A 15016-nucleotide genomic window follows, 5' to 3' on the forward strand; every position below is an offset into this window, starting at 1 on the left:
GACCGAGATGTCCCTTTGCCGTACCAAAGTCACCATGGTCTCACGCCGCCGGAAACAGCTTCCAACGCCCCGGACGGAACGCCACCCGGCTTTTCTGTGCCGCCGGATGATCGACCGGCAGTTCGATCTCGACCCGCTGGCGCTCACCGCCGATCTCAAGCTCGACGCGCCTGGTGCCGGCGACGCGGCGGCTGGCGGCGACCGTGCCGGCGATGCAGCCGCTGCAGCCGTCGAGCAGTTCGACATCGTGCGGGCGGAAATATAGCGTCGCGTCGCCCTCGGGCGCGTGCGGCGCCGTCAGTCCGATCGGGCGGTCGGCGAGCCAGATCTCGCCATTCTCGACCTTGACGGGAAGCGAGCTCGATTCGCCGATGAAGCCATAGACGAAGGGTGAGTTCGGCGTGTCGTAGATATCGTCGGCGGTGCCGACCTGCTCGATGCGGCCCTGGCTCATCACCACGACGCGGTCGGCGAGTTCCAGCGCCTCTTCCTGGTCGTGGGTGACGAAGACGGTGGTGTGGCCCGTGCGGTCATGGATCTCGCGCAGCCAGCGGCGGAGCTCGCGGCGCACCTGCGCATCGAGCGCGCCGAACGGCTCGTCGAGCAGCAGCACCTTGGGTTCGATCGCCATGGCGCGCGCCAGCGCGACACGCTGGCGCTGGCCGCCGGAGAGCTGCGCCGGATAACGCTTTTCGAGACCGGAAAGCTGGACGAGGTCGAGAAGCTCGGAGGCGCGACGGCGGATTTCCTGCGCCGGCGGACGCGACGGCCCGTGCCGGACCTTCAGGCCGAAGCCGATATTGTCGGCCACGGTCATGTGCCGGAACAGCGCGTAATGCTGGAAGACGAAGCCGACATTGCGCTCCTGGATCGACTTCTGTGAAGCATCCTCGTCGCCGAAGAAGATTTTTCCACGCGTCGGCCGTTCCAGCCCGGCGATCAGCCTGAGCAGCGTCGTCTTGCCGGAGCCGGACGGCCCCAGCAGCGCGATCAACTCGCCCGACTTGATGTCGAGCGACACGTCGTGGAGTGCGGGAAACCGCTCGAACTCCTTGCGCACGTTGGCAACGCGAACTTCCATACAAATCCCTCTGCTAATGTCCGCGCGTCGCGGCAAGCTCGGCGCCGTAGCGCATCTCGAGCAGTGTTTTCAAGACCAGCGTGACGAGCGCGAGCCCGGCAAGCAATGAGGCGACGGCGAAGGCGCCGACCGCGTTGTACTCATTGTAGAGGATTTCGACATGAAGCGGCATGGTGTTGGTCAGGCCCCTGATATGGCCCGATACCACCGACACCGCGCCGAATTCGCCCATGGCGCGGGCGTTGCACAGGAGCACGCCGTAGAGCAGTCCCCATTTGATGTTGGGCAGCGTCACGTACCAGAAGGTCTGCCAGCCATTGGCGCCGAGCGAGAGGGCTGCCTCCTCGTCGCCATTGCCCTGTTCCTGCATCAGCGGGATCAGTTCGCGGGCGACGAAGGGGAAGGTGACGAAGACGGTGGCCAGCACAATGCCGGGCACGGCGAACAATATCTGGATGCCATGTCCCTTAAGCCATGCGCCGAGCAACCCTTGCGCGCCGAACAGCAGCACATACACCAGGCCCGAAATGACCGGCGAGACCGAGAAGGGCAGGTCGATCAGTGTGGTGAGAAACGCCTTGCCCTTGAACTCGAACTTGGCGATGGCCCAGGCGGCAGAGATGCCGAAGACGACATTGAGCGGCACCGAGATCGCAGCGACAAGCAGTGTCAGGTGGATGGCCGAGCGTGCGTCCGCTTCGCCCAATGCTTGCGTATAGGCACCGATGCCTTTCGCCAGCGCCTCGTGGAAGACGATGATCAGCGGCAAGAGCAGAAAGATGCCGAGGAAAGCGAAAGCGATGGCCATCAGAACGGCCTGTGCCGGACGGCTTTCGGTCACCGCCGCCGAGCGGCTCTCATGGTACGGTTCGTAGGATTTGATCTCGGGATCAGCCATAGCGCTTGCGGCTCCATGTCTGCACGAGATTGACAACCAGCAGCATGACGAACGACAGAGCCAGCATGATCGCCGCGATCGCGGTCGCCGCCGGGTAGTTGTATTCCTCCAGCCGGATGACGATCAGCAGCGGCGCGATCTCGGATTTGTAGGGCAAGTTGCCGGCGATGAAGATGACCGAGCCGTATTCACCGACGCCGCGCGCAAAGGCCAGCGAAAAGCCGGTGATGATGGCCGGCGCCAGGCCCGGGAACAGCACGCGGGTGATGATCTGGAAGCGGCTGGCGCCAAGGGTCGCGGCGGCTTCCTCCACCTCCTTGTCGATTTCTTCCATGATTGGCTGCACGGTGCGCACGACGAAGGGCAGGCCGATGAAAACGAGGGCGACGACGATGCCGAGCGGCGTGTAGGCGACCTTGATGCCGAGCGGCATCAGCAATTTGCCGATCCAGCCATTCGGCGCATAGAGCGTGGTGAGCGCAATACCGGCCACCGCGGTCGGCAGGGCGAAGGGCAGGTCGACCATGGCATCGACGATGCGGCGGCCGGGAAAGCGGTAGCGCACCAGCACCCAGGCAACCAGCGTGCCGAAAACGACATTGACGGCAGCCGCGAGGAAGGCGGTGCCGAAGCTGATTTCCAGCGCGTTGAGGGTACGGCGGTCGCTGGCGATCGCCCAGAATTCAGCCCAGCCGAGAGAGGCCGAGCGCCAGACCAGCCCGGACAGCGGAATGAGGATGATGAGGGTGAGGTAGGCAAGCGAGAAGCCGAGCGTCAATCCGAAACCCGGAATGACACTCGGCTGCCTGAATCGCCACCCCGCCTGCGCGGGTGCTGTGGTCATGGAGTTCTGGATTGTCCCTTCTTACTCAACCAGACTTGCTGAAGAAGCCCATTCGCGGGCTTCTTCAGGGCTGCCGAACCTCACTGGGCCGGCTTGTAGATCTGGTCGAATATACCACCGTCGCCGAAATGATAAGGCTGTGCCTTCTTCCAGCCGCCAAAAAGCGGGTCGTCGATGGAGATCAGCTTGATATCGGGGGTCTTGGGCAGATCCGCCGGCGCCACCAGTTCGGGCTTGGCGGGGCGATAGTGGTTCTTGGCGATGATCGTCTGGCCTTCCTTGGAATAGAGCCAGCCGAGATAGGCTTCGGCCACCTTGCGCGTACCCTTGGCATCGACATTGGCGTCGACAATCGCCACTGGCGGCTCGGCCAGGATCGATGTCGGCGGATAGACGATCTCGAAATTGTCGGCGCCGAATTCGTTGAGTGCCAGATAGGCGTCGTTTTCCCAGCCGATCAGCACGTCGCCGATGCCCTTTTGCGCGAAGGTCACGGTCGAGCCGCGCGCGCCGGTGTCGAGCACCGGGGCATTGGCGTAGAGCTTGCCGACGAATTCCTTGGTCTTGGCCTCGTCGCCGCCATCATGGGCGTTGGCATAGGCCCAGGCTGCAAGATAGTTCCAGCGGGCGCCACCGGAGGTTTTCGGATTGGGCGTGATCACCTGGGTGCCGTCCTTGATCAGGTCGTTCCAGTCGTGAATGCCCTTGGGATTGCCCTTGCGCACCAGGAAGATGATGGTCGAGGTGTAAGGTGCTGAATTGTTTTCGAATTTCTTGCGCCAGTCGGGGTTGATCTTCTTCGACTTGGAGACGATGGCGTTGATGTCGCCCTCGAGCGCCAGCGTCACCACGTCGGCGTCGAGGCCGTCGATCACGGCGCGGGCCTGGGCGCCCGATCCGCCATGCGACTGCTGGATGGTCACCGTCTCGCCGGTCTCGGCCTTCCAGTGCGCGGCGAAGGCCTCGTCATAGGCTTTGTAGAGCTCACGCGTCGGATCATAGGACACGTTGAGGATGGTGGTGTCGGCGAACGCGAAACCGAGCGTGCCGAACTGGACAGATGTGGCGACCAGTGCGCCGAGCAGTTTCCTGAAATGAGGTTTGGTCATTTCTGCCTCCGTTGAACCGGCGCCAAATCTACCGAATTGATAGAAATTAGATGCATCGAATGTTGCCTTTTTTGCCCTCTTGAAGAAAATCTTCGATGATCTTCGGCCACATCGGGAAATATTTTCCTCGCCGGCGCGCTGCGCGGATTCGAGGTCCTATCTAGGGATGCGCGGTGCCGCGGCAAGGTTTGGGGCTTGATCCGGCAATTACTCGGCGCTCACTGGGAAATCGAAGCGCTGCTTTGGAAAGGGCTCGTGCCCGAGCGTGAAGTGCCACCATTCGCGCGCATAGTTCTTGAAACCACCGGCAAGCATGACATCGACAAGCATCTTGCGGTTTGCTGTCGCTTCATTGCCGAGCGGGCGGTGCGCCGTTTCACTCATTGGGTCGAAACAGTCGAAACCGGTGCCGAAGTCGAGCGTATCGGCATCGATGGCGCCACAGGCCGGTTTGGAGACGGATGGACTGCCAACCCTCGCAATCGCGACATCGACGGTCGAACCGCGCGAATGGGTTGACAGTTCACCGACATAGCCCTTGGCGATGAGGTCGCCACGCCGAACCTTCGGATACCATTGCGGATCGGGCGGCCCGCCCTCTCGTGTCCATTCGCCCATGTCGGCGACGGCGCGGGCAGGGCGGTAGCAGTCGAACACGACCAGCGTCAAACCTCTCGCGGCGATTGCCTGTTGGACGCCGGCAAGAGCTTGCGCCGCTTGCAAGGTGAGAATGCAGACCGGTGCACCGTAGCCGCTCACCTTGCGGTGCAGGAAATCGTCCGATCCGGCGTAGCGGATGTCCTGGCGGATCGACGGGGCGATATCGGCGAGGCGGACGAAGCCGGCGGGCAGGGGGTTGGCATGTGCCTGCTGAGGAATTGCGATGAAAAGGATTGCTGCCAGCGCTGAGGCAACAGGCAATAAATGATTGCGCGAGGCACCCCCCTCTGCCCTGCCGGGCATCTCCCCCGCAAGGGGGGAGATTGAGCGCTCAGCCGCTTTCGCCAATCTCCACCATTGCAGAAGATGGCTAGACGCCAGAACTGCTGATCTACCCCCTTGCGGGGGAGATGGCCGGCAGGCCAGAGGGGGGTGCCTCGGAACAGGCATATGGCAAGTATCCTGCTATCCGGTGACCGTATCGAAAGCCAATTCGATGAATCGCTTGGCTCGGTCTATTCGACGAAGACTTTCACGCTCGCCGCTCGTCCAGCCGCGTCGATGACGGTCAGCGTCGAGTAACCCGCGCCGTCGGGCAGCCAGGTCGCGGTGCGGCGGCGGTCGATGCCGACCAGCGGCTTGCCATTGGCCAGCCAGCGGAAGGGCGCGCGGCCGCCTTGCAGTTTCAGCACCAGCGGCGAGGCATCGGCCGAATTGGTGGCAAGGTCGACGCGGGCGCCATCGGGCGGGAAGATGATGGTTGGGGCGGGCTCGGTCGGCGTTGCCTGTACGAGGCCGTCGGCGCCGGCGCCGAAGCGGGCAAGCGTCACCGGCAGGTCCTCGCGCTTTGGCGTGAAGGCGCCGGGTGGCTTGCCCGGCAGCGGCACGGTGGCCAGGCCCGAGCGGACAAAACCCTCGAACAGGATCGGGGCGGCCGAGACGTAGCCGGAGAGACCCGGCACGGCGCTGGCATCCGGCCGGCCGACCCAGACACCCAGCACATAGCGGCCATCGAAGCCGACCGACCAGGCGTCGCGGTAGCCGTAGGAGGTGCCGGTCTTGTAGGCGATGCCGCGCTGCAAGGCGCCTTCCGGCGGTTTTACCCCTGAGAGGATGTCGATGATCTGCCAGTTCGCCTGGTCATTGAGGATAGTGGCGGTGGTGCGCTCGGCATTGGCCGGCTCGGTGCCGTCATGCAGCGTGTGTGTCTTGCCGCCATTGGCGAGCCCCGTATAGAGCTGGACGAGGTCGCGCAGCGTGACGCCGACACCGCCGAGGCCGATGGCCAGGCCCGGCGCCTCGTTGACCGGCAGGATCGGGTTGACGCCGGCCTGGCGGAAGCGTGCCGTCAGCCGCGCCGGCCCGACCGCGTCGAGCACGCGGATCGCCGGCACATTGAGCGACAATTGCAGCGCCTGGCGGACGCTGACATCGCCCTGGTAGCCCATGTCGAAATTCTTGGGCCTATAGCCGCCGAAATCGACCGGGCTGTCCTCGATCAGCGTTTCCTGCGCCACCAGTCCCTGCTCGAAGGCAAGGCCATAGATGAACGGCTTCAACGTCGAGCCGGGCGAACGCACGATCTTGGTCATGTCGATCCAGCCGGAGCGGCTGGCGTCGAAGAAATTGGCCGAGCCGACTTCGCCCAGAATGTCGCCAGTGCGGGAATCGGCTAGCACCATGGCGACGGAGAGACGCGGCCCAAGCCTGGTCGCGGCATCGCGCGCCACCTGCTCCAGCCCTTCCTGGACGCTTTTGCGGATCGTCAGCTTGAGCGGCTGGCCGGGAACGGCCCTGGGCAGCATCGCATAGGCCGCGTGGGCGGCGAGCGCCGGCAGGGTGCGCCGCAGGCCCGACACGTCGTCAAGCGCGGCGCGTGCCGCCTCGCGTTCGCCGATCAGGCCTGACGAGACCATGCGGGTCAGCACACGGTCGCGGGCGGCATGGGCGATTTCGAGGTTGCGGTCGGGTCGGCGCTTTTCCGGCAATTGCGGCAAGGCGACGAGCAAAGCGGCTTCGGAGACGGTGAGCCGCTTTGGCTCCTTTCCGAAATAGGCAAGCGAAGCGGCGCGCACGCCTTCGAGGTTGCCGCCATAGGGCGCCAGCGTGAGATAGCGTTCGAGGATCTCGCGCTTTGACAGCCGCCGCTCGATCTGGATGGCGCGCAGCATCTGCTTGATCTTGGAGCCGAGGCTGCGGCTTTCGCGCGGCTCGATCAGGCGGGCAAGCTGCATCGACAGGGTCGAGCCGCCGGAGACGATGTGACCGCTGGTGATGAGCTGGCCGGCGGCGCGGCCAAGCGCCAGCACGTCGACGCCCTGATGATCCCAGAAGCGCTTGTCCTCATAGGTGACCAGCATGTCGACGAACTGCTTGTCGACCTGGTCGAGCCGGGTTTCGAGCCGCCAGTAGCCGTCCGGCGTGGCGAAGGCGCGCAACAGCTGGCCATCGCGGTCCTGGACTTCGGTGGAGACTGTCAACGTCGCCGGGAGTGGGGGTGGGAAGGCGCGGTCGAGCTCCCAGAGAGAGGCGACCGATAGAGCGAGGATGCCGGCGCAGGAAGCCGCGGTTATAGCGGCGCGGCGGAGGAATTTCTTGGAAAGCATGGCGCTGCCCCTCATCCGGCTGCCGCCACCTTCTCCCCGTATAGTGACGGGGAGAAGGGAGCTGTCATGGCCATCGGCGCTTTTCCGGCAACGTTCATGATCGCCACCATCGGCGCCTTACGGCGCCTTGATCTCCATCATGCCGGTGGCGGTGCGGGCCGAAAATTGCGGCCGGTACATGTCCTCCACCGTTGCCGCTGGATGGGCGTAGGTGCCCGGCGTCACCGCGCGCACGACATAGGCGAGCGTCAGATTGTGGTCGTGATCGCCGTCGGCTGGGTTGAACGCCGCGACGAAACGGTCGTCGCGGAATTCGAGATGGGCGGCGTCGGTCTGTGCCAGCCAGGAGAAGTTCGTCAATTGGGCGCTGGAGACCAGGCCGGGATTGTCGATCTCGAAGCCGGCCGGCAACAGGTCGGTAACCAGCAGGCGCGACGGCCAGCTGTTCTGTTCGGTGACCTTGAGCACGACGACATAGCGTTCGTTCTGGGTCGCCTCCGTCACATTGGCTTCGGTGCCATCGAGCTTGTAGTAGGTGCGGTCGATGGTGAAGCCGTCACCGCCGGCCGGCAGGGGCTGGATCGGCGACGCCACGGTGGTGACGACGGCCTGCAGCGGGGTCTTGCCGGTGTTGGCGATTTCGAGCGGGCTGTCGACCAATTCGCTGCCGTTGACCTGGTTGGAATAGCCGCCCGAATGCGGCGCGCCATTGACGGTCAGCGTGATCGAGTCATTGCCCTCCTTCAGCGCGCGGGCCGCCAGCAGCATCCAGGAATCGTCCTGGGTGCTGGTCCAGCGCACTTCGGCGCGTTCCCTGGTCACCAGCTTGATCAGTTCCGGCACGATCGTCGACACCGGCTTCGATTCCGCCGCTAGCGACAGCATCGCCGCGCCGTCACGCAGCGCCGAGCCATAGTCGGAGCGGTACCAGTCGTAGTCGGTCTGCGACTTGGCGAGCTGCAGCGCGGTCTTGAACGTCGCCTCCGAGCGCTGGGTGTCGCCGTAGAGCGCAAGGCTCGCCGCCAGCTGGGCAACGGCCATCGGGCTCGAGAAGGCTTCGAGCTGCGTGTCTGCGTAGTAGCGCAGATCGCCGATCGAGGCCTTCTTGTTGCGGGCCAGCACGTAGAGGGCGTAGGCGATCTCGCTGCCGCGGTCCTGTACGCTCTGGTCGTAGCCGAGCGAGTTCTGCAGATTGCTCAGCGCCTGGTTCATGGCAAGCGCCGGCACGTCGTATTTCTGCTCGCGCGCCCTGGTCAGGAACTCGCTGACATAGGCGTCGAGCCACAGATCGCCGGAGCCCGGACCCCACAGGCCGAAGCTGCCGGTCGAGGACTGGTAGCTCAGCACCTTGTAGATCGCATCCTGGATGCGGCCATGCAGGTCGGGGTCGCTTTCCATGCCGATGCCGGAAGCCATCTCATTGACATAGAGAAGCGGCATGGCGCGGCTGGTGGTCTGCTCGGCGCAACCATAGGGGTAGCGGTCGAGCGTCATCAAGAGCGAGGGCACGTCGAAGGCAGCCGCCTGCGAAACGCCGACACTGACGGAGGCACCCTCAAGCAGGCTTGCCGCCAGCAGTTCCTTGTCGACGCGCAGCGCGCCGCCATTGCCCTTGAGGTCGACCACAAGACGCGTGGTGACCGGCAGTTGCGCCGGGCGCACCGGCACGTAGAGCGTCTGCTCGACCTTGGTGCCGTCGCCATGCGCCAGCTTGATGGTGAGCGAGGCATTGCCCGGTGTCTTTGCAATCAGCGGCACGGTCAGCGTCTGGCGCGTGCCCTGGGCGAGCGTCAGCTTCTGGGGCAGCGGCTTGTCGCCCGTCGACAGGTCGCCCGTCGTGTCGATCGACAGCGCATAGTCGCCGGCCGGGCCATCGGTGTCGGCCACGTCGAGCCGCATGACGGCGGCGTCGCCCGGTGCCAGGAAGCGCGGCAGGCCGGCGGTGATGACGACGGGGTCGCGCACGACGACGTCCGACTGGGCATGGCCGACCGCTTCCTTGGTCCAGGCGACGGCCATGACGCGCACGGTGCCGTTGAACTGCGGGATGTCGAAGTCGATCCGTGCCTTGCCGTCAGCATCAAGCTGGACCGGGCCGGAGAAGAAGGCGACCAGCTTTTCGGTAGGCGGGCTGCCTTGCGCCTGCATGTTGGCGCCGTCACCGCCAGTCCGGAGCTTGCCGGTGGTGCCGAGCGAGCCGTCGATCAGGCGGCCATAGATGTCGCGGATCTCCATGCCCAGCATGCGCTGGCCGAAGAACCAGTTCTCCGGATCCGGCGCCTTGTAGTTGGTCAAATTGAGGATGCCGACATCGACGGCGGCGACCATGACGTACGCGTTGGTGCCCGGCTGTACGCCGGCCACGGAAACCGGGATCGACAGCTGCTGGCGCGGCATGGTCTTGTCTGGCGGCGTCAAGGTGATGGCGAGCTTCTTCGAGCCCGGATCGACCGTAAGCCATTTCACGCCGATAGCGCGGGCCGGCATGCGCGTCTCCTGCGCATCGCCCGGCCGGAACAGGGTTGCCGTGACATAGGCGCCGGCGCCCCAATCGTCGCCGACTGGAATGTCGACGGTGCTGCCGCCAGCCGGCACGGTCGCCGTGATGGTCTTCAACAGCTTGTCGGAGCCGATATTGATCAGAAGTTCGCCGGCAAAATGCGGCGAGACTTTCAGCTTGGCCACTTCGCCCGCGGCATAATTGTCCTTGTCGAGGGCGATCTCCAGGCCGTCAGGTGTCTCGGTGGTGGTCGAAGCGACATACCAGCCGGCGTCGAATTCATAGCTGGTGGCAGGTCCTTCGGGGTCCGAGGTTTCGACCTCGAGCCTGTACTGGCCCCAGTCGACCGGTACGGAGACGGTGGCGTCGCCATCGGCGTTGAGGTCGATCTGGCCGTTGGCGATCGACTTGGTGAAGGTGACCGGCTCGTAGTTCCAGGAGTTGTTGTTACGGTACCACTGGTAATTGCGTTCGACCTTGACCAGCGTCCACTGCGCGCCTTTCAGCGCCTCGCGCTTGCCCGAGGGATCGACGGCGATCAGGCTGAACTTGGCCGTGCCGCCCTGCGGAACCTCACCATCGGCGAAATCCGGACGGATGCCGATCATATGGCCTTGCGGGCGGATGCCGATGTTGAGCGAGCGCTCGATGGCGCGGCCGCCGGTTTCGCGCATGCGCACCGTCACCTTGCCGTTGACCAGCTTGGTGGTCGAGGGCAACTGGTCGACCGAGATCGGGAAGGTCGCCTTGCCGTCATCGCCAACCACCGGCAGGTTGGTCAGCGGCGTGACCGTGGGCTGCGCCGACTGCTCGTCGGCGAGGCCGAAGGAAAAGTTGGGGAAGCGGTCCCAGTCGCGCGCCGTCGACAGCGTCAGTTCGCCTTCCAGCGCCAGGCCCGCCGCCGGCGCGCCATAGAGGAAGCGGCCGTCAATGTTGATGTTTGCGGTTTCGCCGCGCTCGATTTCCTGCTTGTCGGCCTTCATGTCGAATTCGATGCGATCCGGCACGAAATCCTCGACCAGGAACATCTGGCTGGCGACCGCCGGCTGCTTCGGGTCGGTGTGGATGGACACAGACCAGGTGCCGCGCATGGCGTTGGGTTCGAGCGGCAGGTCGACGGCATAGCCGCCGGCGGAGGCGCCGTCGCTGACGATGCGGCGGTCCTCGACGCCGTCGGGGCGCGAGAAGATGAAGGTCAGCGGCAGGTTCTCGACCGCCTTGGCGGCGCCATCGCGGGCAAGGGCGGCGACATGGACATCCTCGCCGGCGCGGTAGATGCCGCGTTCGGTCCACGCATAGACGTCGAGCGCGCCGGGCGCCGCGCGCCCGGTGACGCCGCGGTCGGAGAGGTCGAAACCGGCCTTGGACATGTCGAGGAAGACGAAATCATTGTCGCCCTGCTTGGCCATCAGCACGGCCGGCACCATGCCGCCGTCGCCGCGCGTCAGCCCGGGATTGAAGACGGCGTGGCCGTCGGCATCCGATGTCGCGGTGCCGAGAACCTCATTGTTACGGGCAACCAAGGTCAATTCGGCGCCGGCTATCGGCTTGGCTGAGCCCAGCGAACGGGCAAAGACATTGAGCCCATCCTGGCCGGTATAGGTCGACAGGCCGATGTCGGAGACGACGAACCACTGCGTGGCCATCGAACCATAGTCGTCGCTCTTGTCGTTGACTGGCTGGGCGGTCAGCACATAGACGCCGGGCTTGCGCTGCGGCAGCGCCTCGTCAACCGGGAAGGAGGTGGTGACCTCCTTGTTAAGGTCGTTGACGATGTCGAGCTGGCCATGCCAGACCGGTGCGCCCATCTGCTCGGAAATGTTGGAAATGTCATAGCCGTCGAGCTGGTGCAGGAACTGGTAGCCCGACAGAAGCTGCGCCAGCGAACGGTCGCCGATGCGGTAGAGCTTCATTTCGGCGGCGTTCATGTTGACGGTGACGACCGGAATGCCGCGGCGCGCGCCGGCCGGTAGCACGAAGCTGTCGCCGGTGAAGCGGGCGGACGGGGCGCGGTCCTGTACATAGATCGACAGCACCACGGGAGCGGCGGTCACTTCGCCGATCGCCGCCGGCAGGCCGGCGCGGAAAGTGACGTCGTAATGCTGGCCGTGTTCGAGCCCTTCGACGCAGATCTGCTTGTCCTTGGCCTCGACGCCCTTCGGCGGCGCGTTGTCGACGGTGACGAACTGCGCATAGTCGACGCCGGTCTTGACCAGTTCCTCGGAGAATTGCGCGCAGAAACGCGGCGCGCTGGTGTCGGCATCGACGCTGTGGTCGATGACGCGGAAACCCTTGCGGGCCTTCAGATCGGCATAGTCGGCCTGCACGGCCGGCGACGTCACCAGCGCAAGGCTCGCCTCATAGGCCTGCAGCGCGGGGCGGTAGAGATCGCGCCTGTCGAGGCCGGCACCGAGCAGGGCCAGCACATCGGCGCGCGTCTTGGTGGTGCGCAAGAGCTTGTAGGCGTTGAAGGCGGCCGAAGTGCCGTTCATCGGCAAGGTAGATGCTTCGGAGGTGTTGGTGGCGGGCTGCACGGCCAGCGTTTCACGCGCCAGGTTGAGCCAGAGCTGGCCATCGTCCGGCATTACCGAGACCGCGGCCTCATATTTCTGCATGGCGGAGCGATGGTCGCCGGTCTGCACAGCCTGCTCGGCCGAGTTGATCAGGGCGGCCATACCCTCGGTCGGCTTGTCAAAGGCCGGGCCGAGCAGCCTGTTGCGGTACTGCTGGGCCTGATCGGCCATCCAGTTGGGGAAGAAGGCGAGTTCCGGCGGGGCGCCGATATCGGGATCGCCGTCAATGTTGACGATCTTGCCCGCAACCGCGCCGTTGAAAGGCTTCAGCTGGTTGTAGTCGGATTTGAGAAAGCACCATTTGGCCTTGGTGTTGTAGGTGAAGGCGCGGCAGGCCGGATCGCCAAGGCATGTCGTCTTGCACTGGTCGAGGGTGACATTCTGGTCGGACCGGAGGTCAAAGCCGAAATAGTCGGAATTGTCGGTCGTTGCGATTCGCCGGGCCTCGGCCGCTTGCGCGACGCCATTCCAGGCTAAGACGTTGGCCCAGGCGAAGAAGAGAAGGATCAGGATCGACAGACCACGAGCCGCGCGCATTGCCATAACACCCTCCAGACAAGTGCAGACGTCCAGGCATGTTCAAGCTTCAGTCAAGCTTGTCAACACAAGGACGCGGCAGGGTTCCGCCTGCCAACGGTTTCCTTTCCGGCCGATGACCGGTAGTACCTCCATAGGACAGGGGATCACGCATTCTTGCGGCGACGCAAAAGGTGTGAATTCCAAGCCCGTCCTATTTCAGACAATTGGATTGTGGCCCCTTTACGAGCGCTTCAGAACTTCATTCCAATTTTAGTTTTGTAACCTAGGTTGTCTTAATGCCGGCGCATGAAGAGCAGATGTCAGGAGGGACCGCGCCAGGGCGCGTACTTCCGCGCGCCCTGCTTTTGGCCATGATGTGCACGACCGCGCTGGCCGCCGAATCACAGCCTTCGGCCGCTTTCGAGCTTTTCGGCATCAAGCTGTGGGGATCGTCCAACGACGAGGACGCCGATATCGTCGATCCGCTGCGCTATGCCGTGACCATCACGGCGCCCGATGCCGACAAGGACCTGGTCAAGAAGCTCGAAAACGCCTCGGCGCTGAAAGGCGATGAGGACCGCCCGGTCTCGGGTTCGCTCGGGCTGATGGCCAAGGCGCGCAGCGACCGTGAGCAACTGGTCGCCGCACTTTATGCCGATGCCCGCTACGAAGGCGTGGTCACCATCACCATCGACGGCAAGCCGCTCGACGACTTGCCGCCGGACGCCGAATTCAAGGGTCCGCAACCGATCCCGGTGGCAGTCAATATCGCTATCGGCCCTAAATTCACCTTGGGCAATATCAGGCTGGAAGGCGATGCGGCAGGGCTGATGAGCGCCGATTACGGCCTGATATCGGGCGGCGACGCCGGGTCGGGCGCGGTGCTCAAGGCCGAGGCGCTGATCGTGCGGACGCTGAAGGAGCAGGGCAGGCCGCTCGCCAAGGTCACTGACCGGCAGATCGTCGCCGACCATGCCACCTCGACGCTCGACGTGACGCTGACGGTCGCAGCCGGCCCGGTCGCCGGCTATGGCGCGACCACGGTGGAAGGCACGGAGAAAGTCGACCGCGACTTCACCGAATACATGACCGGGCTGAAGCGCGGCAAACAGTACTCGCCGCAGGAGATCAGCGATGCGCGCGACAGGCTGCTGGCGCTGGAAGTCTTCAACAGCGTGACGTTCAAGGAAGCCGACAAGCTCGACGCCGACGGCAACATTCCGATCAGCGTCCAGGTCAGCGAGCGCAAGCCGCGCTATTTCGGGCTGGGCGGCACCTTCTCGAACACCGAGGGCCTTGGCCTGGAAGGCTATTGGGGGCACCGCAACCTGTTTGGTCACGCCGAAAAGCTGCGCATCGACGGCGCCATTAGCGGCATCGGCAACAACAATCTGTCCGAGTTGAACTACAATGCCGGCATCATGTTCGAAAAACCCGGCGTGATCGGACCGGCGTCGAAGTTCTTCGCCAGCGTCAAGACCGTGCTCGAACATCCGGACGCGTACGACCATTTCTCGGTCAAGGGCAGCACCGGCCTGTCCTATGAACTCGACAAGAAGCAGACCGTGTCGGCGGAAGTGGCGCTCGACTATTCCAGGATCACGGATGCGTTCGGCAAGCACAAATACCTGATCGCCAGCATTCCGCTGCAATATGTCTACGACAACAGAGACAACCGGCTGAACCCGACCACGGGCTTCCGGGTGCTGGCCTATGCCGAGCCGAGCTACGACATATTGAGTGGTGCGGCCTTCCTCAAGCTGAAGGGCGAGGGATCGGCCTATCAGTCGCTGGATACGGCCTCGAAGTTCGTTCTGGCCGAGCGCGTCGCCGTCGGCTCGATCGTCGGCACGGGGCTCGAAAACGTTCCGGCCGACCGGCGCTTCTATTCCGGCGGCGGCGGTTCGGTGCGCGGCTATGCCTATCAGGGCATCGGCCCGAAGGATTTCAACGGCCAGCCGATCGGCGGCCTGTCCTTCTTCGAAACCTCGGTCGAAATGCGCATCGCCGTCACCGACACGATCGGCATCGTGCCGTTCGTCGATGCCGGCACGGTGTCGACCAAGTCGGTTCCCAACTTCTCCGACGTCAAGGTCGGCGCCGGCGTCGGCCTGCGCTACGTGACGCCGTTCGGGCCGCTGCGCATCGACGCGGCCGTGCCGCTCAACCGCGATCCCGGCGATCCGCATTTCGGCATCTATGCCGGCATCGGACAGGCGTTTTGAC

The 15016-nt window shown here is 64.4% G+C and carries 8 protein-coding genes; 1 reads left to right on the forward strand and 7 read right to left on the reverse strand.

The window, feature by feature from the left end; translation table 11 throughout:
- Positions 1 to 40: 40 nt before the first annotated feature.
- From DBIPINDM_RS31335 to DBIPINDM_RS31365, 7 genes are all read right to left on the reverse strand, one after another.
- Positions 41 to 1081 carry a sulfate/molybdate ABC transporter ATP-binding protein gene (locus tag DBIPINDM_RS31335; protein ID WP_258582830.1) on the reverse strand — a complete coding sequence of 347 codons (1041 nt, stop codon included), beginning with the start codon at positions 1079 to 1081 and terminating at the stop codon, positions 41 to 43.
- Positions 1082 to 1094: 13 nt separating this feature from the next.
- Complete coding sequence (cysW, locus tag DBIPINDM_RS31340) at positions 1095 to 1979, reverse strand: sulfate ABC transporter permease subunit CysW (protein ID WP_258582831.1); 885 nt, start codon at positions 1977 to 1979, stop codon at positions 1095 to 1097.
- Positions 1972 to 2823 carry a sulfate ABC transporter permease subunit CysT gene (cysT, locus tag DBIPINDM_RS31345; protein ID WP_258582832.1) on the reverse strand — a complete coding sequence of 284 codons (852 nt, stop codon included), beginning with the start codon at positions 2821 to 2823 and terminating at the stop codon, positions 1972 to 1974. The genes cysW and cysT overlap by 8 nt, the downstream gene beginning before the upstream one ends.
- A gap of 80 nt (positions 2824 to 2903) precedes the next feature.
- Positions 2904 to 3932, reverse strand: coding sequence for a sulfate ABC transporter substrate-binding protein (locus DBIPINDM_RS31350; RefSeq protein WP_258582833.1), 1029 nt, complete (start codon positions 3930 to 3932; stop codon positions 2904 to 2906).
- 207 nt (positions 3933 to 4139) lie between these two features.
- Positions 4140 to 4853 (reverse strand): M15 family metallopeptidase, encoded by a 714-nt coding sequence (locus tag DBIPINDM_RS31355; protein WP_258582834.1) that lies wholly within the window; start codon positions 4851 to 4853, stop codon positions 4140 to 4142.
- A gap of 254 nt (positions 4854 to 5107) precedes the next feature.
- The gene (pbpC, locus tag DBIPINDM_RS31360) at positions 5108 to 7198 is read right to left on the reverse strand and encodes a penicillin-binding protein 1C (protein ID WP_258582835.1); all 2091 of its coding nucleotides are present in this window, start codon (positions 7196 to 7198) and stop codon (positions 5108 to 5110) included.
- 117 nt (positions 7199 to 7315) lie between these two features.
- Entirely contained in the window at positions 7316 to 12814 is a 5499-nt protein-coding gene (locus DBIPINDM_RS31365) for an alpha-2-macroglobulin family protein (RefSeq protein ID WP_258582836.1), read from the reverse strand.
- 272 nt (positions 12815 to 13086) lie between these two features.
- Here DBIPINDM_RS31365 and DBIPINDM_RS31370 point away from each other — a divergent pair, with 272 nt between their 5' ends.
- Positions 13087 to 15015, forward strand: a complete 1929-nt coding sequence (locus tag DBIPINDM_RS31370) for an autotransporter assembly complex protein TamA (RefSeq protein WP_258582837.1) — start codon at positions 13087 to 13089, stop codon at positions 15013 to 15015.
- Position 15016: the final 1 nt, after the last annotated feature.

The organism is Mesorhizobium sp. AR02, from assembly GCF_024746835.1.
In the GTDB taxonomy this organism is placed as follows: Bacteria; Pseudomonadota; Alphaproteobacteria; order Rhizobiales; family Rhizobiaceae; genus Mesorhizobium.